20 protein-coding genes and 1 riboswitch are annotated in these 25,923 nt (G+C 60.2%); of the genes, 10 read left to right on the top strand and 10 right to left on the bottom strand.

Going from position 1 to position 25,923, the window contains the following annotated elements; all coding sequences use genetic code 11:
* The first annotated feature begins 25 nt into the window (after positions 1-25).
* On the top strand, positions 26-1,828 hold the full coding sequence (locus tag C2846_RS00945) for a hypothetical protein (protein ID WP_080051678.1): 1,803 nt from the start codon (positions 26-28) through the stop codon (positions 1,826-1,828).
* A 57-nt stretch (positions 1,829-1,885) separates the two neighbouring features.
* Positions 1,886-3,952, top strand: a complete 2,067-nt coding sequence (locus C2846_RS00940; RefSeq protein WP_080049696.1) for an EAL domain-containing response regulator — start codon at positions 1,886-1,888, stop codon at positions 3,950-3,952.
* Positions 3,953-3,964: 12 nt separating this feature from the next.
* On the opposite strand, the gene serB is transcribed toward C2846_RS00940, so the two are convergent.
* Complete coding sequence (gene serB, locus C2846_RS00935) at positions 3,965-5,176, bottom strand: phosphoserine phosphatase SerB (protein ID WP_080049695.1); 1,212 nt, start codon at positions 5,174-5,176, stop codon at positions 3,965-3,967.
* A 181-nt stretch (positions 5,177-5,357) separates the two neighbouring features.
* Between serB and C2846_RS00930 the strand changes: the two genes are divergently transcribed.
* On the top strand, positions 5,358-6,890 hold the full coding sequence (locus C2846_RS00930; RefSeq protein WP_119700481.1) for a histidine kinase: 1,533 nt from the start codon (positions 5,358-5,360) through the stop codon (positions 6,888-6,890).
* A 45-nt stretch (positions 6,891-6,935) separates the two neighbouring features.
* On the opposite strand, the gene parC is transcribed toward C2846_RS00930, so the two are convergent.
* From parC to thiC, 8 genes are all read right to left on the bottom strand, one after another.
* Positions 6,936-9,197, bottom strand: coding sequence for a DNA topoisomerase IV subunit A (gene parC / locus C2846_RS00925; RefSeq protein WP_080049693.1), 2,262 nt, complete (start codon positions 9,195-9,197; stop codon positions 6,936-6,938).
* A gap of 14 nt (positions 9,198-9,211) precedes the next feature.
* Entirely contained in the window at positions 9,212-9,730 is a 519-nt protein-coding gene (locus tag C2846_RS00920) for a retropepsin-like aspartic protease family protein (protein WP_080049692.1), read from the bottom strand.
* The gene (locus tag C2846_RS00915) at positions 9,727-10,758 is read right to left on the bottom strand and encodes an esterase-like activity of phytase family protein (RefSeq protein WP_119700480.1); all 1,032 of its coding nucleotides are present in this window, start codon (positions 10,756-10,758) and stop codon (positions 9,727-9,729) included. The genes C2846_RS00920 and C2846_RS00915 overlap by 4 nt, the downstream gene beginning before the upstream one ends.
* Positions 10,755-12,650 (bottom strand): DNA topoisomerase IV subunit B, encoded by a 1,896-nt coding sequence (parE, locus tag C2846_RS00910; protein WP_080049691.1) that lies wholly within the window; start codon positions 12,648-12,650, stop codon positions 10,755-10,757. The genes C2846_RS00915 and parE overlap by 4 nt, the downstream gene beginning before the upstream one ends.
* A 154-nt stretch (positions 12,651-12,804) precedes the next feature.
* Entirely contained in the window at positions 12,805-13,614 is an 810-nt protein-coding gene (cpdA, locus tag C2846_RS00905) for a 3',5'-cyclic-AMP phosphodiesterase (protein ID WP_119700479.1), read from the bottom strand.
* A gap of 104 nt (positions 13,615-13,718) precedes the next feature.
* On the bottom strand, positions 13,719-14,171 hold the full coding sequence (locus C2846_RS00900; RefSeq protein WP_080049689.1) for a DUF1249 domain-containing protein: 453 nt from the start codon (positions 14,169-14,171) through the stop codon (positions 13,719-13,721).
* A complete protein-coding gene (locus C2846_RS00895; protein ID WP_080049688.1) occupies positions 14,168-14,782 on the bottom strand; it encodes an NUDIX domain-containing protein in 615 nt (204 codons plus the stop codon). The genes C2846_RS00900 and C2846_RS00895 overlap by 4 nt, the downstream gene beginning before the upstream one ends.
* A gap of 249 nt (positions 14,783-15,031) precedes the next feature.
* Positions 15,032-16,915 (bottom strand): phosphomethylpyrimidine synthase ThiC, encoded by a 1,884-nt coding sequence (thiC, locus tag C2846_RS00890; protein WP_119700478.1) that lies wholly within the window; start codon positions 16,913-16,915, stop codon positions 15,032-15,034.
* Between the two features lie 72 nt (positions 16,916-16,987).
* A riboswitch (TPP riboswitch) is annotated at positions 16,988-17,082 on the bottom strand.
* A gap of 191 nt (positions 17,083-17,273) precedes the next feature.
* On the opposite strand from thiC, the gene C2846_RS00885 reads away from it, so the two are divergent.
* Positions 17,274-18,698, top strand: a complete 1,425-nt coding sequence (locus tag C2846_RS00885; protein WP_080049686.1) for a TolC family outer membrane protein — start codon at positions 17,274-17,276, stop codon at positions 18,696-18,698.
* A gap of 48 nt (positions 18,699-18,746) precedes the next feature.
* Here C2846_RS00885 and waaA read toward each other — a convergent pair whose 3' ends face one another.
* Positions 18,747-20,021 (bottom strand): lipid IV(A) 3-deoxy-D-manno-octulosonic acid transferase, encoded by a 1,275-nt coding sequence (gene waaA / locus C2846_RS00880; protein ID WP_119700477.1) that lies wholly within the window; start codon positions 20,019-20,021, stop codon positions 18,747-18,749.
* Positions 20,022-20,125: 104 nt separating this feature from the next.
* On the opposite strand from waaA, the gene C2846_RS00875 reads away from it, so the two are divergent.
* The 6 genes from C2846_RS00875 (at position 20,126) to C2846_RS00850 (ending at position 25,921) form a co-directional block, all read left to right on the top strand.
* Positions 20,126-21,301, top strand: coding sequence for an FAD-dependent oxidoreductase (locus C2846_RS00875; RefSeq protein WP_119700476.1), 1,176 nt, complete (start codon positions 20,126-20,128; stop codon positions 21,299-21,301).
* On the top strand, positions 21,298-22,095 hold the full coding sequence (locus C2846_RS00870) for an aldo/keto reductase (RefSeq protein WP_119700475.1): 798 nt from the start codon (positions 21,298-21,300) through the stop codon (positions 22,093-22,095). Before C2846_RS00875 ends, C2846_RS00870 begins: the two co-directional genes overlap by 4 nt.
* A 35-nt stretch (positions 22,096-22,130) precedes the next feature.
* Positions 22,131-23,003 (top strand): metal ABC transporter ATPase, encoded by an 873-nt coding sequence (locus tag C2846_RS00865; RefSeq protein ID WP_080049682.1) that lies wholly within the window; start codon positions 22,131-22,133, stop codon positions 23,001-23,003.
* 125 nt (positions 23,004-23,128) lie between these two features.
* Positions 23,129-23,734 carry an outer membrane beta-barrel protein gene (locus C2846_RS00860; RefSeq protein WP_080049681.1) on the top strand — a complete coding sequence of 202 codons (606 nt, stop codon included), beginning with the start codon at positions 23,129-23,131 and terminating at the stop codon, positions 23,732-23,734.
* An 88-nt stretch (positions 23,735-23,822) separates the two neighbouring features.
* Positions 23,823-24,500 (top strand): response regulator, encoded by a 678-nt coding sequence (locus C2846_RS00855; protein ID WP_080049680.1) that lies wholly within the window; start codon positions 23,823-23,825, stop codon positions 24,498-24,500.
* On the top strand, positions 24,497-25,921 hold the full coding sequence (locus C2846_RS00850; protein WP_119700474.1) for an ATP-binding protein: 1,425 nt from the start codon (positions 24,497-24,499) through the stop codon (positions 25,919-25,921). Before C2846_RS00855 ends, C2846_RS00850 begins: the two co-directional genes overlap by 4 nt.
* The last annotated feature ends 2 nt before the right edge of the window (positions 25,922-25,923 follow it).

The following is a 25,923-nucleotide window of genomic DNA, read 5'->3' as shown; positions in this document are numbered from 1 at the left end:
CCTCCAGTACTGGATAATGACCACCATGGACAGCACACCACACAAACTGCTGCTGCGCATTCCCAAGCAGACCCGTGACAACCTGAGTTTCGCCGAGCCCAGTGAGAAAGGCATTGCCCGCTGGATCGCCAATCTGCCCAAGGCCAATATCGGTGAGACTGCCAGGCAGTTGTACCAAGGTTTGATCGAAATCAACCAGTACGATATGCCTGCCGAACTCAGGCTGGCGATACTCGAACGGATTCGCCCCGAGGTTAACTACGTCTGCACTTCCCTGTCCAAGTATTACCTGGGCCAGGCCATCGTTCTTGAAGAGCGGCCACGCAAGGTTGCCAACCTATCGCAATCACTGCAGAACCACCTAGCCAATGGCTACAAGATCGTGGTGGCCCAGGAACGCACTCTCAAAGCCCGGGAACATGGTGAGTTGTTTACCCTGGCGATCCAGCGCGCCATGCGTTCACTGTGCGGTCCATTGCTGCGGGCCTATCAGCTCTATTGCCCGGTCGCCGAAGGCATCTGGCTGGAGCTGCACCAGCTGTACCAACTTGCCCGCCATCGCAAGATCCATAACCTCCCGGTAGCAGACCCACTCAGCCGCAACCAGGCGCCGCTGAGTATTGAACATTGCTATCTGAGCGCCCTGCTGATGGGCGCAGCGCAGCCTAACCAGATGCGCCAAAGCGCCATGGCCCGCCTCTTCAGCACACTGGAAGCCTGGTGCCAGTTGGCGAGCCTGGTTCCGGCCAACGAGAGTTCCTCGCTGCTGATTGTAAATCCGACAGTAGACAGCGCTCCGCGCTATCGCTCACTACTGCAGAACGAAGACCTGAGCCGCAGTTTCGGACTCGACACTCACCGCCTAGTCGAAGGCATCAAGCGATATATGCTAAATGACGCCGAGGCAAGCCTGATTGTGCCCGAGTCACTAGGCGTGGAATTACTGCAGCACCTTAGTCAAAGCTGGGGCGATCTGGCCGAACGTACCTTCAACCGAGTACCTGGACGCGGCACGTTAAAGGTCAGTATCGGCATGAGTGCCACCCACTTCCGGATTGCCAAGCGCGCCTTTGCCAATTTCATCAATATCGACGAGCAACAACTCAACCCGTTTTCCGATATGGCGCAACGCGCCCGACATGGTGCTGGCTGGGGCTCGGCTTTCGATGGCGACCGGTCAGTGGAGTGGGTGAGCTCTGACTACCAGGCCATTGACTACACTCCAGGCGCCAGCGTACTCCAACGCGAGAACAGCGAAACCGAAGAGAACGAAGCAAGCTATCCGATCCACGAGCTGCCGATCGTCAATCACAGTCCGGGGGGATTTTGCCTGACCTGGCCCAAGGAAGTGCCAAAGCAACTACAGGCCGGTGAACTTCTGAGTGTCCAGGAAGCTCGCGAGCAGGACTGGAGCCTGGCGGTGGTTCGCTGGATTCGCCAGGTCCGCGGAGGCGGTACACAAATGGGCGTCGAACTGATCGCCCCCCATTGCACCCCGTGCGCGGTTAAGCTGGTACGCAAGACCGGTGAGCCAAGTCATTTTCTGCGCGCCCTGATGCTTCCGGCAGTCAGCGCCATCGACCGCCCGGCAACCTTGATCACCCCACGCCTGCCTTTCCAGGTCAACAGCAAGGTGATCATTCACCTGGGCAGTCACGAGCTACGTGGCCACCTGACCGACCGGATAGCCGCCACTGGCAGCTTCAACCAGTTTGAATACCGTATTCTTGAGCAGCCCGAGAGTGGAAAAGCCCATTCCGAGACTCACAGCACATCTTTGGGGACCGGCAACGAGGATGACTTTGACTCACTCTGGAAGTCCTTGTAAATTCAAAAGCCTATATGACCAAAAGAGCAGGTTCTGCCTGCTCCGACGCGGACGACCATGGGTACCGACACCAACGCCATCAGGCTACTGATTCTCGAAGACTCGCAAAACAACGCCGAGCATCTGGTAAGCATCCTGCGCAATGCCGGCCATGCCACCCGCGCCCACCGCATCAGTTCCCTGGAGGATTTGCAGGAGTCACTGCAACAAACCTGGGACCTTTGTCTGGCGATTCCCGAAACCAGCTTCATGAGCGCTACTCAGGCCTGTACCCTGATCGGCCAGGCTCGAGATCTGCCGTTTATTCTGCTACTGGAAGAGGAATCTACCGAAGCTCGCCGCGAAGCCTTGAACCAAGGCATGCAGGATGCCGTTCCGGTCAGTGCCGAGTCTCTGCTGACTCTGGTGGTAAAACGCGAACTGACCAATCTTACTGCCAGACGGCAACAGCGCATCGCAGAACAGGCCCTGCGTGAAGCCGAAAAACGCTGTCAGTTGCTGCTCGATAGTTCGGTCGATGCCATCGCCTATGTCCATGATGGCATGCACATCTATGCCAACCAGGCCTATCTTCAGCTGTTCGGCTACGATGACCCGGACGATCTCGCTGCCGAGCCTATGGTTGGCTTGATTGCCGCCAAGGATCAATCGGCTTTCAAGGACTTCCTGCGCCACTATATAGACCGAGGCGAGTGCAACGAGATGCGCTGCAGCGGAGTGGACATCGAAGGCCGCGAGCTGCCGCTGTTGCTGACCTTTTCTCCTGCGACCTACGACGGCGAACCCTGCACCCAGGTGGTGATCCGGGTTGAAACCGCCAGCGCCGAGTTTGAAGAGAAGCTCAAGGTCATGACCAGCCAGGATCTGGTCACCGGCTTATACAACCGCAACTACTTTCAGGAACAGCTGGAAAGCATCAGCGAGCACGCAGTACGCCTGGGCCGCCCGAGCACTCTGGCCTATCTGAGCATAGATGGCTTCAACAGCCTGCAAGCCGACATTGGTATTGGCGGAGCCGATCTGGTCCTGACCGATCTGGCCCAGATCCTCAAGGAAAGCTTCCCGGCCGAAACCCTGATGGCCCGCTTTGGCGACGACGCCTGCAGCATTCTTATTGAAGGCCAGGAGCCTGAAAGTCAGGCGGAACAGCTTGAACAACTGCGCCAACGGATAGAGTCCAATCTATTCGAGGCCAACGGTCGCACGGTCCAAATCACGGTCAGCGTGGGGGTAGCTGCCATCAGCGAAACCAGCCCCAAGCCAGCCGAAGCGATTGACCGTGCCCATCGCCTGGCCGACCAGCTCAGCCAGGCTGGCGGTAACGCCATCAAGTTGTTCAACCCGCTGGATGAACTGGCACACCAGGCCAACCGCGGAGATCTGATCGCCCTGATCCAGCACACCCTGGAAACCAACGCCTTCCGCCTGCTGTTTCAGCCCATAATTAGTCTGCGCGGGGATAATGCCGAGCAGTATGAAGTGTTCTTGCGCCTGCTCAACCGTGAGGGCGAAGAGGTTCCAGCCGGTGATTTCCTCCCTGCCGCCCAGGAAGCTGGGCTGGCCGGAACCATCGACCGCTGGATGATTGAACGCGCCATCAAGCTGCTGGCCAACCATCGTAACAAAGGCGCCGACACCCATCTGCTGCTCAATCTGACAGGTGCCAGCCTGCAGGATCCGGAATTGGTCCCATGGATCTCCGGACTGCTCAAGGCCGCCCGACTACCCGCTGATGCCATCGGCTTCCAATTCAATGACGCCGACGCCAACACCTATATGAAGCAGGCCAAGATCCTCACCGAGGCCATGGCCGCTCTGCACTGCAAGATCTCGCTCCGGCACTTCGGTTGTGCCCTGAACCCCTATGCAGCCTTGAAACACCTGCATGTGGATGCCGTCAAGATTGACGGCTCCTTCAGCCGCGACCTGTCCAGCCCCGAGGCGGTGGAAACCCTGAAAGACATGATCAGTGCGCTGCACAGTCAGGGAAAACTGACCATAGTGCCGTTCGTCGACAGCGCCGCCATGATTCCGACCCTCTGGCAGGCCGGTGCCAACTACATCCAGGGGCACTACCTGCAGGCCCCAAGCGACAGCATGAATTACGACTTCTCAGCCGAGTGAAACTGGGGGCTTTCAGCCCCCTTCGCGATCCCGAAACCCCAGCAAGTACAAAATGCCATCCAGCCCCAGGGTAGAGATAGCCTGCTTGGCTGATTGCTTGACCAGAGGCTTGGCCCGGAAAGCAACCCCCAGCCCGGCGATCGACAACATGGGCAGGTCATTGGCGCCATCACCCACCGCAATGGTCTGCTCCAGACTAATCCCTTCGCGCTGGGCCAGCTCCCGCAACAGATCAGCCTTGCGCTGGCCATCGACAATCGGCTCCAGCGCCTCACCCGTGACCTTGCCATCCTTGACCGGCAAGGCGTTGGCATAGACGTAATCTATTCCCAAGCGCTGCTGCAGGCGCTCAGCAAAATAATTGAAGCCACCCGACAGAATCGCGGTTTTATAGCCCAGCCGGCGCAATTGACTGATCAGCGTTTCCGCACCTTCAGTCAGACGCAAAGACTCTGCAATCCCCTCCAACACCGACTCTGGCAATCCCTTGAGCAGCGCCATGCGTTCACGGAAGCTGGCCTTGAAGTCCAGCTCGCCGCGCATCGCCCGCTCGGTGATTTCCGCCACCTGATCACCAACTCCGGCCGCTTTGGCCAGTTCATCGATCACTTCAGCATCGATCAGGGTCGAGTCCATGTCGAACACCACAAGACGCCGGTTGCGACGGAAAATACTGTCCTGCTGGAAGGCGATATCGACATTCAGTTCCTGGGCAATGGCTAGAAACTCGGCGCGCAGCGCCGCCGGGTCGGCAGGTTCGCCGCGTACGGAAAACTCGATACAGCCTTTACCCTGATCGGCTGGCAAACCTTCGGGAATGCGTCCGGAGAGTCGATCGATATGGTCGATGTTGAGCCCGTAACGAGCAGTGATTTCACTCACCCTCGCAATATGCTCAGCAGTCACCCGCCGCGCCAGCAACGTCACGATATGCCGAGGCTTGCCCTGCCCGGTAACCCAGCGCGCATATTCATCAGCACTGACCGGAGTGAAGCGCACCTGCTGATCCAGCTCGTAGCCGCGAAACAGGATATCCTTGAACACATCGGATTTGCCTTCCACACCGCTCATTTCGACCAGAATGCCGAAAGACAGCGTGTCATGGATAACGGCCTGACCGATATCGAGGATATTCACATCGGCGCGGGCCAGCACACCGGTAATGGCGGCGGTCAGCCCGGGACGATCAGGGCCGGTGATGTTGATCAGGACGATTTCCTTCAACGGGGTTTCTCCAGTCGCAGCGGCAAAGCCGTTATTCTACCTGCATTTGCCCTGCGTCTTACAGATGCGCCCTTTTGCCGTTGCAGTTGAATGGCTATACTCGAAACGCCTTTAACGCACGGATAATGAGCATCTTCCGGCCGTCCTGGGTCCGCCCTTAGCTATCGAATCGAGTTTCACTTTGAATCGTTCATCGTCTCCGACCGACAATCTGTTCCTGCGCTGGTATGCAGCGCTTCGCAACCAACGCCTGACTCTAGCGACCCGACTGCAGATTCTGGTGCTGCTGCCGTTGCTGTTAAGCTTGCTGGCCACCCTCTGGTTCGGCCAACTGCAGTGGCAACGCGATACTGCGCGTCAGGCCGATGCCGTAGGTAGCGAACTGGCCCGTCAGATCGCAGCCTCAGTAGCCGACCCACTGGCCGCCAACGATCAACTCAGCCTCAACATCCTCCTGGCTCAATGGAATCAGAACCCACTGATTGCCCATACCAGCCTGTACAGCGTGGACAATCGCATTATCGCCGAAGCCGGGCAACGACTGGGACGTGAGGCCCTGGCCCCGGGTCAGGGACGGTTCGTAGCTGCGGTACATTTCCAGGATATCCTGTCCGGCCAACTGCAACTGAGCCTGGCCCGTGAGCCATTCACCAGCGCTCACCAGGCTCTGGTCAAGCACCTGATCTGGACGTTGTTGGTCCTGATGCTGGGCTTCGCCCTGCTGACCTGGCGCCAGGTCGGCAGCATGCGACGCACATTATCTGAACTGGGTAACTGGTACGCCGAGAGCGGCCAACCGGCGCCTGGACAACAGCGCAGTGATGAAATTGGCGATCTGGCTCGCCGGCTGGCGGCACGCCGGATTACCGATCTGCCGCCTGAACCTGAGCCTGAACCCGAATCTGAACCTGAACTGGTTGACGACACCAAGCAGCAGCCGGTGTCGACGGACAACCCAACCGAGCTGCCAGAATCCGAACCGTCGCACAAGGTGATCGATCTGACTGCCGGAATCCCCGACGGTGACGATGAGCCAACTGAGCCGCAAGAATCCCCGCAAGCCGACGATATGGCTAGCGCTTCGATACCGCAGCAGGACTATAGCGAAACAATCGAAGCCAGCGACCCCATTGTAGCGGCACAACCCAGTACCGCCCTGGTTGCCATCCGCCTAGGCAACCAGGAGGCTCTGAGCAAGCTGCCCCGAGAGCGCCTGCTGGCTCTGCTCGAACGCTACCGCACCCACGTCCAGCAAGCCTGCCAACTGTACGCCGGGCGCCAGCACACTCTGCTCGACGGCACCTCACTGCTGCTGTTCCACGCGGCTGACTGCAACCAGGATGAACTGACCCATGCGCTATGCTGCGGCGAGTTGCTACGGATTCTTGGCCATGACCTGCAGATCGAAATTGCCGATACCGGCATCGCCCTGCAACTGCAGCTAGGCCTGAGCCACAGTCCCTGCCTGAAGGATTTCAGCCTCGAAGAGTTGGCCAGTAATGCGCATTGCCAACAGAGCCTGGAACAGGTTCAGTACAGCCGCAACCTGCTGCTGCTGGATGCCGAACTGGCCTCTGGCTCGCTGGTGCGCAGCCGTGCAGTAATCCGGCGCCTGGCCAGCCAGCAGGGGCTGTATTGTGTCGAGCGTCTGCAAGAGCCCTATCAGTCCCTGCTTGAGCAGCAACTGAACCAACTCTACAGCCAGCGGCACTGAGTTACCGGCTACGCGCCCCAAGTGCGCGTAGCCGCAAACCCGCCATCATAGCGCGGGCGTCTCCACCTGCATCAGATCGACTTTCTGGAATCCGCGTGGCAGCTTGTTGCCACGTCGGCCACGCTCACCCCGATAATGTTCCAGATCCGCTGGCTTGAGCGTCAGCGTGCGCTTGCCGGCAGTCAATATCAGACTGGCACCTTCCGGTACAACCGTCAGTGCCGAGACGAACTCTTCCCGCGCCTTGACCCGAGCCGACGGTACCGACAGGATCTTGTTGCCTTTGCCCTTGGCCAACTGCGGCAGATCTGCCACCGGGAACACCAGCAACCGCCCTTCGTTGGACAGCGCCGCCAGCAGTTCGCCCTTGGCATTGGTCACAGCCTGGGGTGGCATTACCCGGCTACCATCAGGTAGCGACAAAAGCGCCTTGCCGTTCTTGTTCTTGGCCAGCAGATCGCCGCCCTGGGCAATGAAGCCATAGCCAGCATCGGAAGCCAGCAGATAGAGTTTCGTCTCTTCGGGCATCAGTACATGCTCGAAGCTAGCCCCCGAAGGCGGACTCAAACGGCCGGTCAGCGGTTCGCCTTGCCCCCTGGCCGAAGGCAGGGTATGTGCCGCCAGCGAATAACTGCGCCCGGTCGAGTCCAGGAACACCGCCTGCTGGTTGGAGCGCCCGCTGGCCTGAGCCTGAAAGCGATCACCGGCCTTGTATGACAACCCCAGCCCATCGACGTCATTGCCCTTGGCACAACGCACCCAACCTTTTTCCGACAGCACCACGGTAACCGGCTCGGTTGGCACCAGATCGGTTTCCGACAGCGCTTTGGCTTCAGCCCGCTCGACCAACGGTGAACGACGCTCGTCACCGTAGGTTTCGGCGTCAGCCAGCAACTCGTCGCGCACCTTGCTGCGCAGCAAGCGCTCATCGCCCAGGATCCGTTGCAACTGGTCACGCTCTTCAGCCAGGGCATCCTGCTCACCACGAATCTTCATCTCTTCCAGACGCGCCAGTTGCCGCAGGCGGGTGTCGAGAATGTAGTCGGCCTGCACCTCGGTCAGCCCAAAGCGAGCCATCAACTCAGCCTTGGGATGCTCCTCGGTACGGATGATATGGATCACCTCGTCGAGGTTGAGGAAGGCGATCATCAAGCCTTCCAACAGGTGCAGGCGGGCCAGCACCTTGTCCAGCCGGAACTGCAGACGGCGGCGCACGGTGGCGATACGGAAGCCCAGCCACTCGCACAGCAGGCCGTAGAGGTCCTTGACCGCCGGTTTGCCGTCGGTGCCGATCACGTTCATGTTGACCCGGTAGCTGTTCTCCAGATCGGTGGTGGCAAACAGATGCTGCATCAGCTCATCCAGATCGACCCGATTGGAGCGCGGTACGATCACGATGCGGGTGGGGTTCTCATGATCGGACTCGTCACGCAGATCGGCCACCAGCGGCAGCTTTTTGGCCTGCATCTGAGCCGCGATCTGCTCCAGCACCTTGGCCCCGGAGACCTGATGCGGCAAGGCAGTAATGACGATTTCACCGTCCTCCTTGCTCCAGACCGCCCGGCAGCGAATCGAACCACGGCCGCTGGCATAGATCTTCAGCAATTCATGGCGCGGGGTGATGATCTCGGCTTCGGTGGGGAAATCCGGCCCCTGAACATGCTCGCACAACTCATCCAGCCCGGCACCTGGGTCATCCAGCAAGCGCACGCAGGCGGCTGCCACCTCCCGCAGGTTGTGCGGCGGAATATCGGTCGCCATACCCACGGCAATGCCCGTAGTACCATTGAGCAGCAGGTTCGGCAGGCGCGCCGGCATTACCTTTGGCTCGTCCATGGTGCCGTCAAAATTCGGCTGCCAGTCGACCGTTCCCTGCCCCAGCTCGCTGAGCAGCACTTCACTGTAACGAGCCAGTCGCGCTTCGGTGTAGCGCATGGCGGCAAAGGATTTCGGATCGTCCGGTGCCCCCCAGTTACCCTGCCCGTCAACCAACGGATAGCGATAGGAGAACGGCTGGGCCATCAGCACCATGGCCTCGTAACAGGCCGAGTCACCGTGCGGGTGATATTTACCCAGCACGTCACCAACGGTACGCGCCGATTTCTTGTGCTTGGAACTGGCGCTCAAGCCCAGCTCGCTCATGGCGTAAATGATGCGTCGCTGTACCGGCTTGAGGCCATCGCCGATGTGCGGCAAGGCCCGGTCCATGATCACGTACATCGAGTAATTGAGATAGGCCTCCTCGGTAAAGGAAGCCAGTGAACGGCGCTCGATGCCGTCCATACTCAAATCCAGGCTGTCACTCATGCGTGTCCTCTCGTTCAGCGCGGTTGGCGCAATATCAATTCTCGACCCTGCTGGGCAAACTCCAGCTGTTTCAGGGCACTCATCCCCAACAACACCTCATCGCCACCCATACCGGGCACGATCCCGGCACTAACATCCCGAAGCAGAATGTCGCCCAGGCGCAGGCTGTCGATGCGGGTACTGTAACTTTCTGTCATCCCGTTGGCGGTATTGACCATGAATGGCCGTCCGCGTTGTAACCCCAACTCCCCGGCAAGACCGGCGGGGACAGCAACAAAGGTCGCCCCGGTGTCGAGCAGGAAGGTTACGCGTTGTTCGTTAATCCGCCCCGAGGCCATGTAATGGCCCTGGGCGTTGCGCTCCAGGCGCACTTCAATATAGCCATCAACGGCCAGCGAGACGGGCTGGGTGTTGGGGTTGCGACGACGCTCCTCAACCCCGGAGAACCACTGCACCGCCAGGGCCATGCCGGCCAACCAGGCCAGTACCAGCATAACGGTGCCGATACGCCGGCTTGATGGCGGCTGACTCACCGGCCATACCCTTGCTGCCAGTCATCCGGCAAACTGAAATGGAACAGCCAGGGCCGGGTATCCCCATCAGCCCGCGCCAGCGCATTGTTGTCCAGACCGATCAGAATGCCCTGCTCGTCGACATGAATGGCTTCGGCCAGACCAAAGGATGCTTTCGGATACACATAAGGGACGCTCAGCAGGGTTGCGGCAAAGGACCAGCAACGCTCTCGTTGGCCAGATAGTGGGTGGCGTCGGCAGACCTGATGCTCATTGCGCTCCAGAGTCCACAAGCGCCCCTGCCAAAGACTCAACCCGGCAAAGTCCAATGCCATGACTTCGCGATTAAGTACACCTGGACCGAAAGGTTCCGGCGGCAGATAACGACGCTCGGCCAGTAGCACACAACCAGCCAGCGGGCATTGCCAGCGGCCATCCTGCAACTCCAGCCTGACCAGTCCACGCGACTGCCGCTCGGCTGCCAGCCACAGGGTCTTGCCATCTCCGGCCACCGCTATGCCTTCGGCCAGGGCATTGATTTGCTGCCATAGGCCACGACTTTCACCTTCGCTGTAGAGCTCTTCGGCCAGTTCCAGCCAGACCCCGGCAACCGGTCCGTCCTCGCCTGGTGGCGGCAGCTTGAGTATCCCCAACAGACTTTCGCTGAGCAGATAACGATTGCCTTCGGCATCGCAACTGATGCCCTCGAAATCCAGCGCCTGCCCGCGCAAACCACGCAGCCAGGCACCTGCCAACAACGGCACGGGCAACATCGAGGGGTTCTGCTCGGGCCGGGTAAAGTTCTCAGGCTCAGCCTGCCAAACCCGATCACCGGGCTCCAGTTGATACAACCGGCTGTCTTCACGATCCGATACTGCCAGCAACCGATCCCCGCAACGGGCCAGCCCGGACAGATTGCCCCGAGCCATGCCATCCACTGCCAGCGCGTGCTCCAGAGTCAGCTCAGGAGCACGCTCAAAGGCTCCAAGCCCACCGGTATAGAGAACTGCGGACGCCGCCAACAAAGCCAGCAAAGGCCTGCCGGTCACAGCAAGGCCTCGGCCAGGTTGCCCTTCTGCTCAAGCCAGATCTTACGGTCACCAGAGCGTTTCTTGGCCAGCAGCATGTCCATCAACGCCTCGGTTCCAGCCATATCCTCGACGGTCAGTTGCACCAGTCGCCGGGTATCCGGAGCCATGGTGGTTTCCCGCAGTTGCATGGGGTTCATCTCGCCCAGCCCCTTGAAACGGGTGACCTGGATCTTGCCACGCTTGCCTTCGGCTTCGATGCGATCAAGCACGCCCTGCTTTTCAGCATCGTCCAGGGCATAGTAAACATCCTTGCCGATGTCGATACGGTACAGCGGCGGCATGGCGACAAACACATGTCCGGCCTCGACCAATGCCTGGAAGTGACGCACAAACAGCGCACACAGCAAGGTGGCGATATGCAGGCCGTCAGAGTCGGCGTCAGCCAGAATACAAATCTTGCCGTAGCGCAGTTGCTCAAGATTGCTGGAGCCGGGGTCAACGCCAATCGCCACGGCAATGTCGTGTACTTCCTGGGAGCCCAGTACCTGCCCGGAATCCACTTCCCAGGTGTTGAGGATCTTGCCGCGCAGCGGCATCACCGCCTGGAATTCCTTATCGCGCGCCTGCTTGGCGCTGCCACCGGCCGAGTCGCCTTCAACCAGAAACAGTTCGGAGCGGCGGCTGTCCTGTCCCACGCAGTCGGCCAGTTTGCCCGGCAGGGCCGGGCCCTGGGTGATCCGTTTGCGCTCAATCTTCTTGCCGGCCTTGAGCCGGCGGCTGGCATGACTGATAGCCATTTCCGCCAGTTGCTGACCGATGTCGGCGTGCTGATTGAGCCACAGGCTGAAAGCGTCCTTGACCACCCCGGAGACGAACGCCGCCGACTCACGCGACGACAGCCGTTCCTTGGTCTGGCCGGAGAACTGGGCCTCGGCCATTTTCAGCGACAGCACATAGCTGACCCGCTCCCAGACATCCTCAGGAGCAAGCTTGACCCCACGTGGCAACAGATTGCGAAACTCGCAGAATTCACGGATGGCCTCCAGCAAGCCGGCCCGCAAGCCGTTGACATGGGTGCCACCCTGAGCTGTGGGGATCAGGTTGACGTAACTTTCCTGAATCAGCTCGCCGCCCTCGGGCAGCCAAAGCACCGCCCAGTCGACCGCCTCCTGACGGGCAGCAAAAACGCCGGTGAAAGGCTCTTCTGGCAGCTTAGGCCACTCACTGCAGGCATCCACCAGGTAGTCGCGCAGCCCATCCTCGTAATACCAACTGACCTGTTCGCCGTTCTGGCGATCATGGAAATCGACTTTCAGACCCGGACACAACACTGCCTTGGCCTTGAGCAGGTGCTTGAGCCGGCTGATGCTGAACTTGGCCGAATCGAAATATCGGGCATCTGGCCAGAATTTGACGGTGGTACCGGTATTGCGCTTACCGACACTGCCCACCACCTGCAACTCGCTGACCTTTTCGCCATGTTCGAAACTCATGGCGTATTCACTGCTATCACGCCGCACACGGACCTCGACCCGCAGCGACAGGGCGTTGACCACCGAAATCCCTACCCCGTGCAGACCACCGGAGAACTGGTAGTTCTTGTTCGAGAACTTGCCGCCGGCATGCAGTCGGGTCAGGATCAGCTCGACCCCGGAAACCCCTTCCTCGGGGTGGATATCAACTGGCATGCCGCGCCCGTCATCGCTTACTTCCAGGGCGTTGTCCTCATGCAGGACCACGCTGATGCTACGGGCATGCCCGGCCAGCGCTTCGTCGACACTGTTATCGATAACTTCCTGGGCCAAATGGTTGGGTCGGGTGGTGTCGGTATACATACCCGGGCGCCGACGCACCGGGTCCAGGCCGCTGAGCACTTCCAGGGCATCGGCATTGTAGGTCGATTGAGACATAACTTGTCTGGTTATCCTTGATTCTTACTGGCAAGCAGCGTGACTCTGACTGGCAAGCAGCTTACCGCTTGAAGAGCTCCGCTTGAAGCCTCAGAGGGTGTTTACAGGTGAGTAAGCGACGAGCACCCGTCGCCCCCCTGTTTTCAGCATTCCATCAATACCCGGTCGCACCCGGGTCAGGCAGGAAACGCCCTGGCGCGAGCCGCTCTACAGCGGTTTCGATTCGCCCATCGGGGTACAGGCGCAACCAGCGATAGCCAGGCGCCAGGGTATCGGTGGCAAAATCCTGGCTGGCGACGGCGAACTGCACGCAGGTCGAAGGCGTAGCCAACAACCGCACGGCTCCACGTTGCTGGTCAAAAGACTGGTGCACGTGCCCCCAAAGCACCGCTCGCACCTGCGCACAGGCATCCAGTCGCTGCCAAAAAGGCTCGGGATTGAGCAGGCCGATGGACTCCATCCATTCACACCCGATCGACACCGGGTGATGATGTAGACAGACCATGACATGGCGCTCACCAGCCTCGCTCAGGGCCTGCTCGAGCAGGGCAAGCTGGGTATCGGCCAGATGTCCCGGCACGGCGCCAGGAATACTCGAGTCCAGCATCACGATACGCCAATTGCCGAGATCCAGACAGGTCTGATTGAGCCCATGAGCCTGCCCCAGCTCCGCCATCAGTTCGGCGTCGTCGTGATTGCCAGCAATCCAACTGCACGGCACCGGCAGACGCCTGGATGCCTCGATGAAACGTTCGTATGCGCCCAGTGAACCATCCTGGGTAATATCCCCGGTCGCCAGTACATGATCGATTCTGGGTTGCTCGACCAATACCTGATCGATGACCGCCTGCAGGCTGGCGTAGGTATCCATGCCCAACAATGCCTGATCCGCTCCGGCATAGAGGTGGCTGTCCGTAAGCTGAACCAAGCAGATAGGGTCGGTATCGGTTACCGCAGTCGACATCGCAGGCCTGTTCCTTATCCTTGTGTAGCCATTATGATGGCAAGAGCCAGCGGACTAATCCAGCGATTGGTTCACAGGGAGCCGCTGAAAAACCACAGCTCAGTTTATCGGCTCAATTCCACTGGCACGGCACTTTGGCCATGACGCTGGCAATGCCCAAGCCACTCGCCCAGAAACAGATTGAGCTGATACTTTTCATCCGGCTGCAGCATTTGCTCGTTGGGATAGGGATAAACCCCGCGGAAACGCCGACGATTGTAGGCCGCAACCACTTCGGCCATACCAGCGTCGTGGTAAAGCCGTACTTCCATACTGGGTGGTACCAGCCACTCGTGCACCCGCTCGTGCAACAACTGCAGCGTCGAGGTGTAGCGGCAACGCTCCAGTACCCGCATAACCAGCGCCTGGGACTGACCATCGCCGGTATCCACCGCGATGCGACGCTCATCCTGATCTGCCATGGCAGGCATCAGCCGCAGCAAGCGCCAGTAGTTGGCCTCACACACGGCCTGCAGATCACTCAGATCGACCCGATATCGGGATTTGAAGAAGCTCATGGCTGCGCTCCCGCGCCAGCGCGCAGGCGCTCGCCATGCAGACCCAACCATTGCAGGGCGATGATGCTGGCAGCGTTGTCGATACGGCCCTGCTCAACCGCCAGTAGCGCCTGCTCCCGAGGCCAGACGCTGACACGAATATCCTCACCTTCGTGTTCCAGACCATGGAGGCCGCCAGCCCCCCGACTGTCGACCAGCGCGCAGTACAGGTGCACACGTTCATCACTGCCACCAGGCGAAGGGAAATAGCGGGTAATGGGAATCAGCTCAAGCAGAGTCAGCCCGGCTTCCTCATCAGCCTCGCGGTGAGCCACCTGCTCGGGTGACTCGCCCGGCTCGATCAGGCCGGCTACCACCTCGATCATCCAGGGGTTGTTGCTCTTGTCGACGGCTCCCACGCGCATCTGCTCCTGCAGTACTACCGTGTCCTGCCAGGGGTCATAGGGCAGAACACAGACTGCATCCGGCCGCACAAAGAGTTCGCGACGCAGCTCCGGCCCCCAGCCGCCGGCAAACAGCCGGTGGCGCAGGGTGAGGATATCCAGCCGGTAAAAGCCACTGAAACCGGGCTCACGGCGGATGATGTCTACGTCGGCACGCGTAAAGGACAAGTTGGTACCCCCAGGAATCAAGCAGAACGCTGCTACTCAAAACTCGCACACCCAGGGGGGCTACCGCAAGCCCTAGGAAAACACTGATTAAATTAGTCCAGTGCTGGCCCAATTGGCGCTGACCTGTTCTGGACACGCCGTGAACCCATCCCTGGGGGCTTGACGATGCCCGTCCAGGGCATCGACAGTCCAGAACAGGTCAGCGCCAACCGGGCTACTGGGCTTGCGTGCAATTAATCAGTGTTTCCCTCAGACCTTCTGATACAACTGCGAGCCGGTTTGACGGAACTCTTCAGACTTGGCCTTCATGCCCTCTTCCACCGCCAGATCGACCGCGTCAATGCGCTGTTCGGCGGCGTATTCACGAACTTCCTGGGTGATCTTCATCGAGCAGAACTTGGGCCCGCACATGGAGCAGAAGTGCGCGACCTTGGCCGACTCTTTGGGCAGGGTCTCGTCGTGGAAAGCGCGGGCGGTGTCCGGGTCCAGCCCCAGGTTGAACTGGTCTTCCCAGCGGAACTCGAAGCGTGCCTTGGATAGCGCATTGTCGCGGATCTGCGCACCCGGATGCCCCTTGGCCAGATCCGCCGCGTGGGCAGCGATCTTGTAGGTGATGATGCCGGTCTTCACATCATCACGATTCGGCAGGCCCAGGTGCTCCTTGGGCGTGACGTAGCAGAGCATAGCGCAACCAAACCAGCCGATCATCGCCGCGCCAATGCCGCTGGTGATGTGGTCATAGCCCGGCGCGATGTCGGTGGTCAGTGGGCCGAGGGTATAGAACGGCGCCTCGTCGCAGCATTCGAGCTGCTTATCCATATTTTCCTTGATCAACTGCATCGGCACATGGCCGGGGCCTTCGATCATCACCTGCACGTCGTGTTTCCAGGCGATCTTGGTCAGCTCGCCAAGGGTTTCCAGCTCACCGAACTGGGCCTCATCGTTGGCATCGGCAATCGAGCCGGGGCGCAGACCGTCGCCAAGGGAGAAGGACACGTCGTAGGCCTTCATGATTTCGCAGATTTCCTCGAAGTGGGTGTAGAGGAAATTCTCCTGATGATGCGCCAGACACCACTTGGCCATGATCGAGCCGCCGCGCGAAACGATGCCGGTCACTCGCTTGGCGGTCATCGGCACATAGCGCAGCAGCACGCCGGCGTGGATAGTGAAGTAGTCCACGCCCTGCTCGGCCTGCTCGATCAGGGTGTCGCGGAAGATCTCCCAGGTCAGGTTTTCGGCAATGCCGTCGACCTTTTCCAGCGCCTGATAGATAGGTACGGTGCCGATCGGCACCGGCGAGTTGCGGATGATCCACTCGCGGGTTTCATGGATGTTTTTGCCGGTGGACAGGTCCATGATGGTGTCAGAGCCCCAGCGGATGCCCCAGGTCATCTTCTCGACCTCTTCCTCGATACAGGAACCCAGCGCCGAGTTGCCGATATTGCCGTTGATCTTCACCAGGAAGTTACGGCCGATGATCATTGGTTCCAGCTCGGTGTGGTTGATGTTGGCCGGGATGATCGCGCGACCACGGGCGATTTCCTCACGGACGAACTCGGCGGTGATCTCTTTGGGGATGCTGGCTCCGAAGCTGTGACCGGCATGCTGCTCGGCCAGCAGACCGGCCTCGCGGGCCTCCTGCAGCTTCATGTTCTCGCGGATAGCGACGTATTCCATTTCCGGGGTGATGATGCCCTGGCGCGCATAGTGCATCTGGGTGACGTTGCGCCCGGCCTTGGCCCGACGCGGGGTGCGTACATGGGCAAAACGCAATGGATCCAATGATGGATCGGACAGACGAGCACTACCGAATTCCGAGGTCAAACCCGGCAGAATTTCGGTGTCGCCGCGCTCGTCGATCCAGGCACTGCGCACATCGGCCAGGCCCGCGCGCAGATCGATCTGCACAGTCGGGTCGGTGTAGGGGCCGGAGGTGTCATACACCAGTACCGGGGAATTCTTTTCGCCACCAAAGTCGGTCGGAGTATCGGCCAGACTGATTTCGCGCATCGGTACGCGAATGTCCGGGCGCGAACCTGTCACGTAGATCTTGCGCGAATTGGGAAAGGGTTGGGTCGCGGCGCTGTCGGCCCCCGAAGTGGCGATGGCGGTATCAGGCAACTTGCTGTTCATTATTGTGCTCCACTGCATGTATTGAACGCAGGGAACCGAAAAGGCGAGTGTCCTGCGCGCAACAGCCATGCAGTGGACACGCATCTCGATTCCTACGCCGGTACTAACCGGTTCAGGTTCAACGGGTGTGATCTCAGCCGGCTTTCACGGCACCCCGTCAAGATGAGTGCAAAGCCTAGCCTAATCCGGTGCAGCACGCCACCGCCGCCGGTCATTGAAGCTTATGAAGCTCAGGGGAAAACAGCTTTTGGGGCTTCTTGGCAACACTTTGTTCCCTGCCCGCCCCCTATGCTGCTTGACCGCCAAGTGCCAGCTCTTTAGCCTTGACGGATTATCCATCCATGCGAAGGAATTCTGCATGTTGCGACCGATCTCTCTGGCATTGATGCTTGCCGGCCTGTCCTCCGCTGCACTGGCCAACACCAACCTGCTGACCGTTTATCAGGAAGCACTGGAAAACAGTGCCGATCTGGCTGCCGCTCAGGCAGACGCCCTGGCCCGCCAGGAAGCCCTGCCCCAGGCACGCTCATTGCTATTGCCCAGCATTGGCCTGGGTGGTGGCGCCGCCCGTGAACGGGTTGATATCGATGGCATGGGAACCGACAGTTACTCCACTCATTACTATCAGGCCAGCCTGACCCAGCCGCTGTTCCGTGCTGACCGCTGGTTCGATTATCAGGCCGCCAAGTTCCTCAGCCAACAGGCCGAGGTCGAGTTTTCCGCAACGCAGCAGGCTCTGATTCTGGAAGTGGCGCAGGCCTACTTCAGCGTTCTGCAGGCCAGCGACAACCTGGCCACTGCCCGCGCCGAGGAACAGGCCTTCGAACGGCAAATGGAGCAGGCTCGCGAACGTTTTGAAGTCGGCCTCTCGGCCCGTACCGATGTACTTGAGGCCCAAGCTGGCTATGACAGCGCTCGCGCCGCCCGGCTGACCGCACAGACCAACCTGGATGTAAGTTATCAGGCACTGACCCGACTGACCAACCGGGACTATGAGAAACTGTATGGCATCAGCCACGACTTGCCGGTCCTGCCGCCAACGCCAGACAATCTGCAACAGTGGGTCGATACCGCCGCGCAACAGAACCTGGGGCTGCAGGCCGTGCGCCTGTCGGTCGATACGGCATCGGAATCACTGCGCAGCAGCAAGGCCGGTCACGCCCCATCCGTGGACGCCTTTGTACGCTACAACAACACCCATGGCGGCACCAATTTGGGCACCGGCAGCCGCGACACCGAACTGACTACCTTCGGCGTTGAGCTGACCCTGCCACTGTACACTGGCGGCGGCACCAGCTCCCGGGTACGCGAGTCGACCTACCGCCTGACCCAGGCCGAGCAGCTCAGCGAAGCCCAGCTGCGCCGCGTGGTGGAAAGTACCCGTAACCTGTACCGCACCGTTACCTCGAGCGTCGAGGAAGTCGATGCTCGGCGTCAGGCCATCATCTCCGCCCAAGCCGCCCTGGACGCAACCCAGACCGGTTACGAAGTCGGCACCCGCAACGTGGTTGATGTACTGGAAGCCCAACGCAACCTGTACCGCGCGGTCCGCGATTACAACACCGTGCGTTACGGCTACATCATCGACAACCTGAGCCTCAAGCAGGCGGCTGGCACTCTGAGCCCGCAGGATCTGCAGGATCTGTCGCAGTGGCTGAACCCGGATTACGACCCGGATCGCGACTTCATTCCTCCGTTCACCGAAGAGGAAGCCCAGCGCATGTCGATCGGCCGCCAGCCACCGGCCAGCGAAGAAGAACGGCGGATGCGTACTTCGTTCTGACTAGGGCCTGTTGCGCGGCCGCGGGCCGCGCAACAGGCTCAAGCGCCCTCAGTCCTTCGGCGCTCCGGCAACAAACCTCCCCACCCCTTCGAGCAAACGTTGCAGCGCCCCCTGATTGGCCTGCACCACAGCCTGACCGGCAGCACCCGCGTTGCGAGCCCGGTCCGGCTGCTCAAGCCACAGCACCACCTGTCCAGCCAGGGCATCGGCCCCATCGACCTCAACCAGCGCACCAGCACCTTCGAGCAACTCGCTGATTTCGGTGAAGTTGAATCGATGCGGCCCAGACAGAATTGGCAGCCCAAGAGCCGCCGGCTCCAGATAATTATGCCCGCCGGTAGCGACCAACGACCCACCTACAAAAGCGATATCGGCACAGCCGTAGAACATCATCAGCTCGCCCATACTGTCACCGAGAAACACCTGATCGGTGGCCGCAGGCACGCGTTGTTCACTGCGCCGTACCACACTGAAACCTGCGTCCTGAGCCAGTCTGGCGACATTGTCGAAGCGTTCGGGATGCCTGGGCACCAGCACCAGCAAGGCATCAGGCTGAGCCACCAGCACTTGACGATGAGCGACCAGCACCTGCTCGTCCTCCCCAGCATGGGTACTGGCGGCTATCCAGACCGGGCGCAAGCCCCATTGCCCCCGCAACTCGGCTGCCTGGGCCAGCGTTTCGGGTGTCGGCTCCAGGTCGAACTTGATACTGCCTGTCACCGTCATGGCAGCCTCCGGCACCCCCAGCTCACGAAAACGCGCTGCCTCGGCATGCGTTTGCACGGCAACCCAGTCCAACGCGGCGAACATCGGTCGTACCAAGGCTCTCACCCGGTTATAGCCATGGGCCGAGCGCTCGGACAAGCGCGCATTGGCCAGCACCACCGGCACCCTCGCACGCTTGCATTCGGCAACCAGATTGGGCCACAACTCGGTTTCCATGATGATCGCCACCTGCGGCTGCAGACGGCGGATCAGCCGGCGCTGCAGCCAAGGCAAATCGTAGGGCAGGTAGGTATGCCCTACCCGGCTACCGAACAGCTTGCGAATCTGCTCCGAGCCGGTCGGCGTCATGCAGGTCACGGTGACCGGTAACTGCGGATAGCGCTCCAGCAGTGCACGGACCATGGGCGCAGCGGCGATCGACTCACCCACCGAAACCGCATGCACCCAGATACCCCCCGAACGCACATCACCCCCTAGGGCAAAACGCTCTGACCAACGCCGGGCATAGGCCGGCGCCCGCCAGGCCCGGTACAACAGGCGCAACACAACCAGGGGCAGGCATAGAGTAAAAATCAGGCTATAGAGCAAACGCGGCATGGATGAACTCCTGAAAACTGCGGCATAGAGTAGCAGATGTGACCTCGGCAGCTGTCCCTGTCTATACTAGGCTCCCTCTTTTGCTGTTAAAGAACCTGGAGCCCATGAGCACCACGCTGGAAACCGACATCTGCATCCTCGGCGGTGGCATCGCCGGCCTCTGGCTGAACGCTCGCCTGCGCCAGCAGGGCTTTCAGACCCTGCTGATCGAACACGGCGCACTAGGTGGTGGCCAGAGCGTCAAGTCCCAAGGCATCATCCATGGCGGCACCAAATATGCCCTGCACGGTAGCCTGACCACCGCAGCCGAAGCCATTTCCGGCATGCCCGCTCGCTGGCGTGCCTGTCTGCAGGGGCAGGGCGAACTGGATCTGCGTGGTGCCCGTCTGCTGTCGCAACATCACTACCTGTGGTCACCGGGCAGCCTGATCAGCAATCTGGCCGGATTTTTCGCCAGCAAGGCCCTGCGTGGCCGGGTCGAAGCTGTCAAAGGTGAGCAGCTCCCTGCGGCATTCGCCAACCGGGCGTTCAAGGGCAAGGTCTACCGCCTGGATGAACTGGTGCTGGATGTGCCCAGCGTCCTCCAGCAACTGGCCGAACTGGGTGCCGGCAGCCTGATCGCCGACAGCCACGTGCAGATCGAGCGCGGCGCCAACGGCGAAATCAGTAGCGTGCAGGTGCAGGGTGGCAAAATCCGGGCCCAGCGTTATGTATTGACTGCCGGCGAGGGCAATGAGGCGCTGCTGAGCGACTGGGGTGTATCCGAACCACGCATGCAACGCCGCCCCCTTCAGATGGTACTGGTCAAGGGCCCGGCCCTGCCGGCGCTCTATGCCCACTGCCTGGGCAACAGCCCAAAACCACGCCTGACCATCACAACCCACCCCTGTAGCGACGGACAATGGTGCTGGTATCTGGGCGGTGAATTAGCCGAACAAGGGGTTGGTCAGAGTGCCGATAACCTGATCACCAAGGCCCGAAACGAGCTCACGGAGCTGCTTCCCTGGGTCGATCTCAGTGCCTGCCAATGGGCCACCCTGGAGGTCAATCGCGCCGAGCCCGCCCAGAGCGGCTTGGTGCGCCCTGACAGCGCCTACGTGCAAGCCATCGGCAACGCGCTGATCGGCTGGCCAACCAAGCTGGCTCTGGCGCCCAATCTCAGCGATCTGGTTATAGAACAGTTGGCGCGCCAGGCGATTACCCCGCAGGCCAGCGTCAGCCAACATGAATTGACTCCCCCCAGCGTCGCCGCACCTGCCTGGGAGAGTTGCTTTCGATGAACAGCCTGAGTGTATTCCACAGACCGTTGGGTAGCACCGGGCTGCAGGTCTCCCCGCTTGGGCTCGGCACCGTGAAGCTGGGCCGCAACCAGGGAGTCAAGTATCCCAACGGCTTTGAGCTGCCAGATGACCGGCAAGCCAGCGCCCTGCTGGATCTGGCTCGCGATCTGGGTATCAATCTGCTCGATACCGCCCCGGCCTACGGCATCAGCGAGCAGCGTCTGGGGCCTCTCTTGCGTGGCCAGCGCCAACACTGGGTGATCTGCACCAAGGTTGGCGAAGAGTTCGAGAACGGCCACTCGGCCTTCGACTTTTCCGCCCGGCACACCCGTTTCTCAGTCGAGCGCTCGCTGCAACGCCTTGAAACCGATTATCTGGACCTGGTACTGGTGCATTCCAACGGAGATGATCAGACTGTGCTGGATGATCAGGTCTATCCGACGTTGGCCCAGCTCAAGCGCGAGGGTTTGATCCGCGCCTATGGCTTCTCTGGAAAAACCGTTGAGGGTGGCATCCGCGCCTTGGAACAAGGCGACTGCGCCATGGTTACCTACAACCTCAACGAACAAGCCGAACGTCCGGTACTCGACTTCGCCCTGTCACACAACAAGGGCATCCTGATCAAAAAGGCTTTGGCCAGTGGTCATCTTTGCCTGCACGGTGAAGACCCGGTCGCCAAGGGCCTGGAACTGGTGTTCGCCCACCCGGCAGTCGGCAGTGCCATCATCGGCACCATCAATCCGCACCATCTAGAACAGAACGTGGCCACGGCTATTGAGGTGCTTGGGCGCTAAAACCGCAACAATACAAACAACAAAGGGGGATGCTGATGTCGCGCATCATTGCACGCAAGAATCCGGTGGTTTTCAAAACCCAGGCCATCCACGTCAAGGCCACACCCGAAGTGCTGTGCTATACCCCAGTCGGCAACCCCCTGAGCTTTTCCGAAATGCAGGCCTTGCGTCAGCCCATCCAGATTGATGATCCCGATAACTTTGAGCTGACCGTGGCTAACCTCGGCGTTTCGGTCGATCTGACTTTGCACTGGCAAGGCCGCAGCTTTCATGTACTGGTCCGTCAGGAGCGCCCGGATCATGGCGACAACGTACTCAAGCTGATTTCCGGGTACGTGCCGGCCCACGAGTTGCGCATCCCGATGCTCACGGTGATGACTGAGATCGCCGAGGAACTACTGCTGGAAACCGAGCGCGGATGGTTGCAGGGCTGCTATCAGGGCACCTGGTTACCCACCCCCTATGCCGAGACTCTGCCACTGTATGAAAAGCTCAACTTCGAACTGACTCCGCACAGTGGTGCAACCCGCCCGGTGCTGTGCCGCGAACTGCATCTGATCGAGCGTCCACGAGCCTATGTCCACCTGCCAACCAATTCACTGCAACTGGTCTATCAGATGCGTATCGATCTGCCCGATCGCTGCCGCAAACTGACGGCCCTGCATGCCGACGAGTACCTCGACAACCATGGCCAACTGATCGCCAGCATCGACTACCGACGCCCGGAACTGTTCCTGGTCGAAATCGAAAATGGCCGGCCAAATGGCCAGTTATTCAGCCTGGAGCAGGGTGAACTGGTCAACCGCCGCCCCAAGCACCTGTGGCTCAGCGAAGCACTGGCGCCGCAGCGGGGCTGGATCATCGACCAACCACGCAGCCCCTGGCCTGACGGCCTTGAACGCCTGTAATCACTTCCTGGCGGTATTACTGAGTGCTGTTCAGCCGAGGTTCAGGAAGAGTTCAGGCCCGGTTCAGCAAGACTTGGGCAAGATGTCTCCCGTAGCAAGCATATGACCCCAACGGAGAGGCAATCATGAAAACAACCCTGAAGACCCTTGCTGTAGGTACCACCCTGGCCTTCGCCAGCGTTGCCGCCCATGCCAATGACACCTTCGTCGGCCTGACCTGGGGCGAAACCAGCAACAACATCCAGCGTTCCGACAGTCTCAAGCAGAACCTGGGCAATACCAACCTGGACAAGGTTATCGATAACACCGGGACCTGGGGCCTGCGCGCCGGCCAGATCAATGAGCGCGGCCGTTTCTACGCCACCTACGAAAACCTGTCCGACAGCTACGCCAGCCAGTACAAGCTGCGTCAGCAGAACCTGCTCGGTAGCTACGACCTGTTCCTGCCGATTACCGACAGCACCCGTCTGTTCGGTGGCGCCACGCTGGGTGCGGTAAAACTCGAACAGGAGTCCAAAGGCTTCAAGCGTGATAGCGATATCGGCTATGCTGCAGGTCTGCAGGCCGGCATCCTCCAGCAGTTGACCCCTAACGTATCGCTGGAGGGCGGCTACCGCTACCTGCGCAGCAACGCCAGCACCGAACTGAGCTCCCGGACTGCAGGCAAACAGGGCTCGGCCAAGCTGCACAGCAGTGAACTGGCTTACCTGGGTGTGAACTACCAGTTCTAACCCCCCGGTACCCAAGCAAGTCAGCAGGCCTGCCCGATCCCACGGGCAGGCCTTGCCGTTTGAAACAAAGGCTGAAACGGGAGGCAACATGAAACTGCTGCTGGTGGAAGATGAAGCCCTGCTGCGCCACCACCTATCCACCCGTTTTACCGAAACCAGCCACGTCGTCGATGCCGTGGCCAATGCTGAAGAAGCTCTCTACCAGGCCAGTGAATTCAATCACGACCTGGCCATCGTCGACCTCGGCCTGCCGGGCATGAGCGGCCTGGACCTGATACGCCAACTGCGCAGCCTGGGCAAGACCCTGCCGATCCTGATTCTGACCGCTCGCGGCAACTGGCAAGACAAAGTCGAAGGGCTGTCCGCCGGCGCTGACGACTACGTGGTCAAACCTTTCCAGTTCGAAGAGCTGGAAGCCCGCTTGCACGCGCTGCTGCGCCGCTCGGCTGGCTTCGTCCAGGCCAGCATCCAGGCCGGCCCGCTAACCCTGGACCTGAACCGCAAACAGGCCAGCGTCGACCAGGAGCCACTGGCCCTGACCGCCTATGAGTACCGGATTCTTGAATACCTGATGCGTCATCATCAGCAGGTGGTGGCCAAGGAGCGGCTGATGGAGCAGCTCTACAGCGATGACGAGGAACGCGACCCCAATGTCATCGAAGTCCTGGTCGGACGCTTGCGTCGCAAGCTGGAAGCCGCCTGCTCGCTCAAACCTATTGAGACCATCCGCGGTCAGGGCTACCTGTTTACCGAGCGCTGCCGATGATTCGCTCCCTGCGCTCCCGGCTGATGGCGGGCGCCGCCCTGCTAGCTGTACTGTTCATGCTGACTCTGTTCCCGGTACTGCAAAGTGCCTTCAATCAGACTCTGGAGCAGGTCATAGTCCAGCGCCTGGCCGCCGACGCCAACAGCCTGATCAGTGCCGCCCAGCTTGAAGACGGGCAATTGCGTATGCCCGACAAGCTGCCTGATGAGGAATTCAACCTGCCCGAAGCCAAACTGCTCGGCTTCATTTTCGATATAGACGGCAACCTCATCTGGCAATCACGTTCGGCCACCGGTCAGCAGATCGACTACATCCCGCGTTACGATGGCGGGGTCACCGACTTTCTGCGCATCAGCAATCGAGATGGCCGGGAATATTACGTCTACGACGTCGAACTGCACCTCAACGACAACCATGAGTTGCCGTTCAGTTTCATCACCATGTTGCCAACCAGCGAGTTTCGCTCGCTGTTTCGCGATTTCCAGAAACAGCTCTACCGCTGGCTCAGCGCCAGCCTGCTGGTACTACTGCTGTTGTTATGGCTGGGTCTGACCTGGGCACTGCGCTCACTGAAGAACCTGCGCGCGGAGCTGGACCAGATCGAGAGCGGTGGCCGTGAGCGGCTCAGTGACAGACACCCACATGAAGTACTGCGCCTGACCCGTTCACTCAACCGCCTACTCGACAGCGAACGCCGTCAGCGTGAGCGCTATCGCGACACACTTGGTGACCTGGCCCACAGCCTAAAGACCCCTCTGGCAGTATTGCAGGGCGTTTCCGAAACCCTGAGCAACCAGCCGCAGCAGCGCGAACAGGCCAAGGTTCTGAACGGCCAGATTGAGCGTATGAGCCAACAGATCGGTTACCAACTACAACGCGCAAGCCTGCGCAAAAGCGGCCTGATACAACACCGGGTCATGCTCGCCCCCCTGCTTGAGCTACTGAGTGGAACCCTGAACAAGGTCTATCACGGCAAACGAGTTGTGCTGCATCAGCAATTCAGTGAACGCTTCTGGGTGCCGATGGAAAAAGGTGCCTTGATGGAGCTGCTGGGCAATCTGCTGGAAAACAGTTACCGACTCTGCCTGCATCAGATCCGGGTCAGCGCCCGCTATACCGACACCGCCTGCGAGCTGCGTATTGAAGATGATGGTCCGGGCGTACCCGAACATCAGCGTGAACGCATTCTGCGCCGGGGTGAGCGCCTGGACACCCAACATCCTGGCCAGGGGATAGGTCTGTCAGTGGTCAAGGACATCATTGAAAGCTATGACGGCGAACTGAGCCTGGGCGACTCCGAACTGGGTGGTGCCGCGTTCCTGATTCGGCTGCCGATCGAAGGTGCGCTGTTTGCCGAGTTCGGCGGCGCACCCTGGTACCAACTGGGGCGCCCCAGCCGACGCCAGACACGCCCCAGGTAGAT

This window comes from Pseudomonas jilinensis, from assembly GCF_003586265.1.
Lineage (GTDB): Bacteria > Pseudomonadota > Gammaproteobacteria > Pseudomonadales > Pseudomonadaceae > Halopseudomonas > Halopseudomonas phragmitis.
The sequence above is the reverse complement of the archived record's forward strand: the minus strand, read 5'-3'. Positions and strand labels throughout refer to the sequence as shown.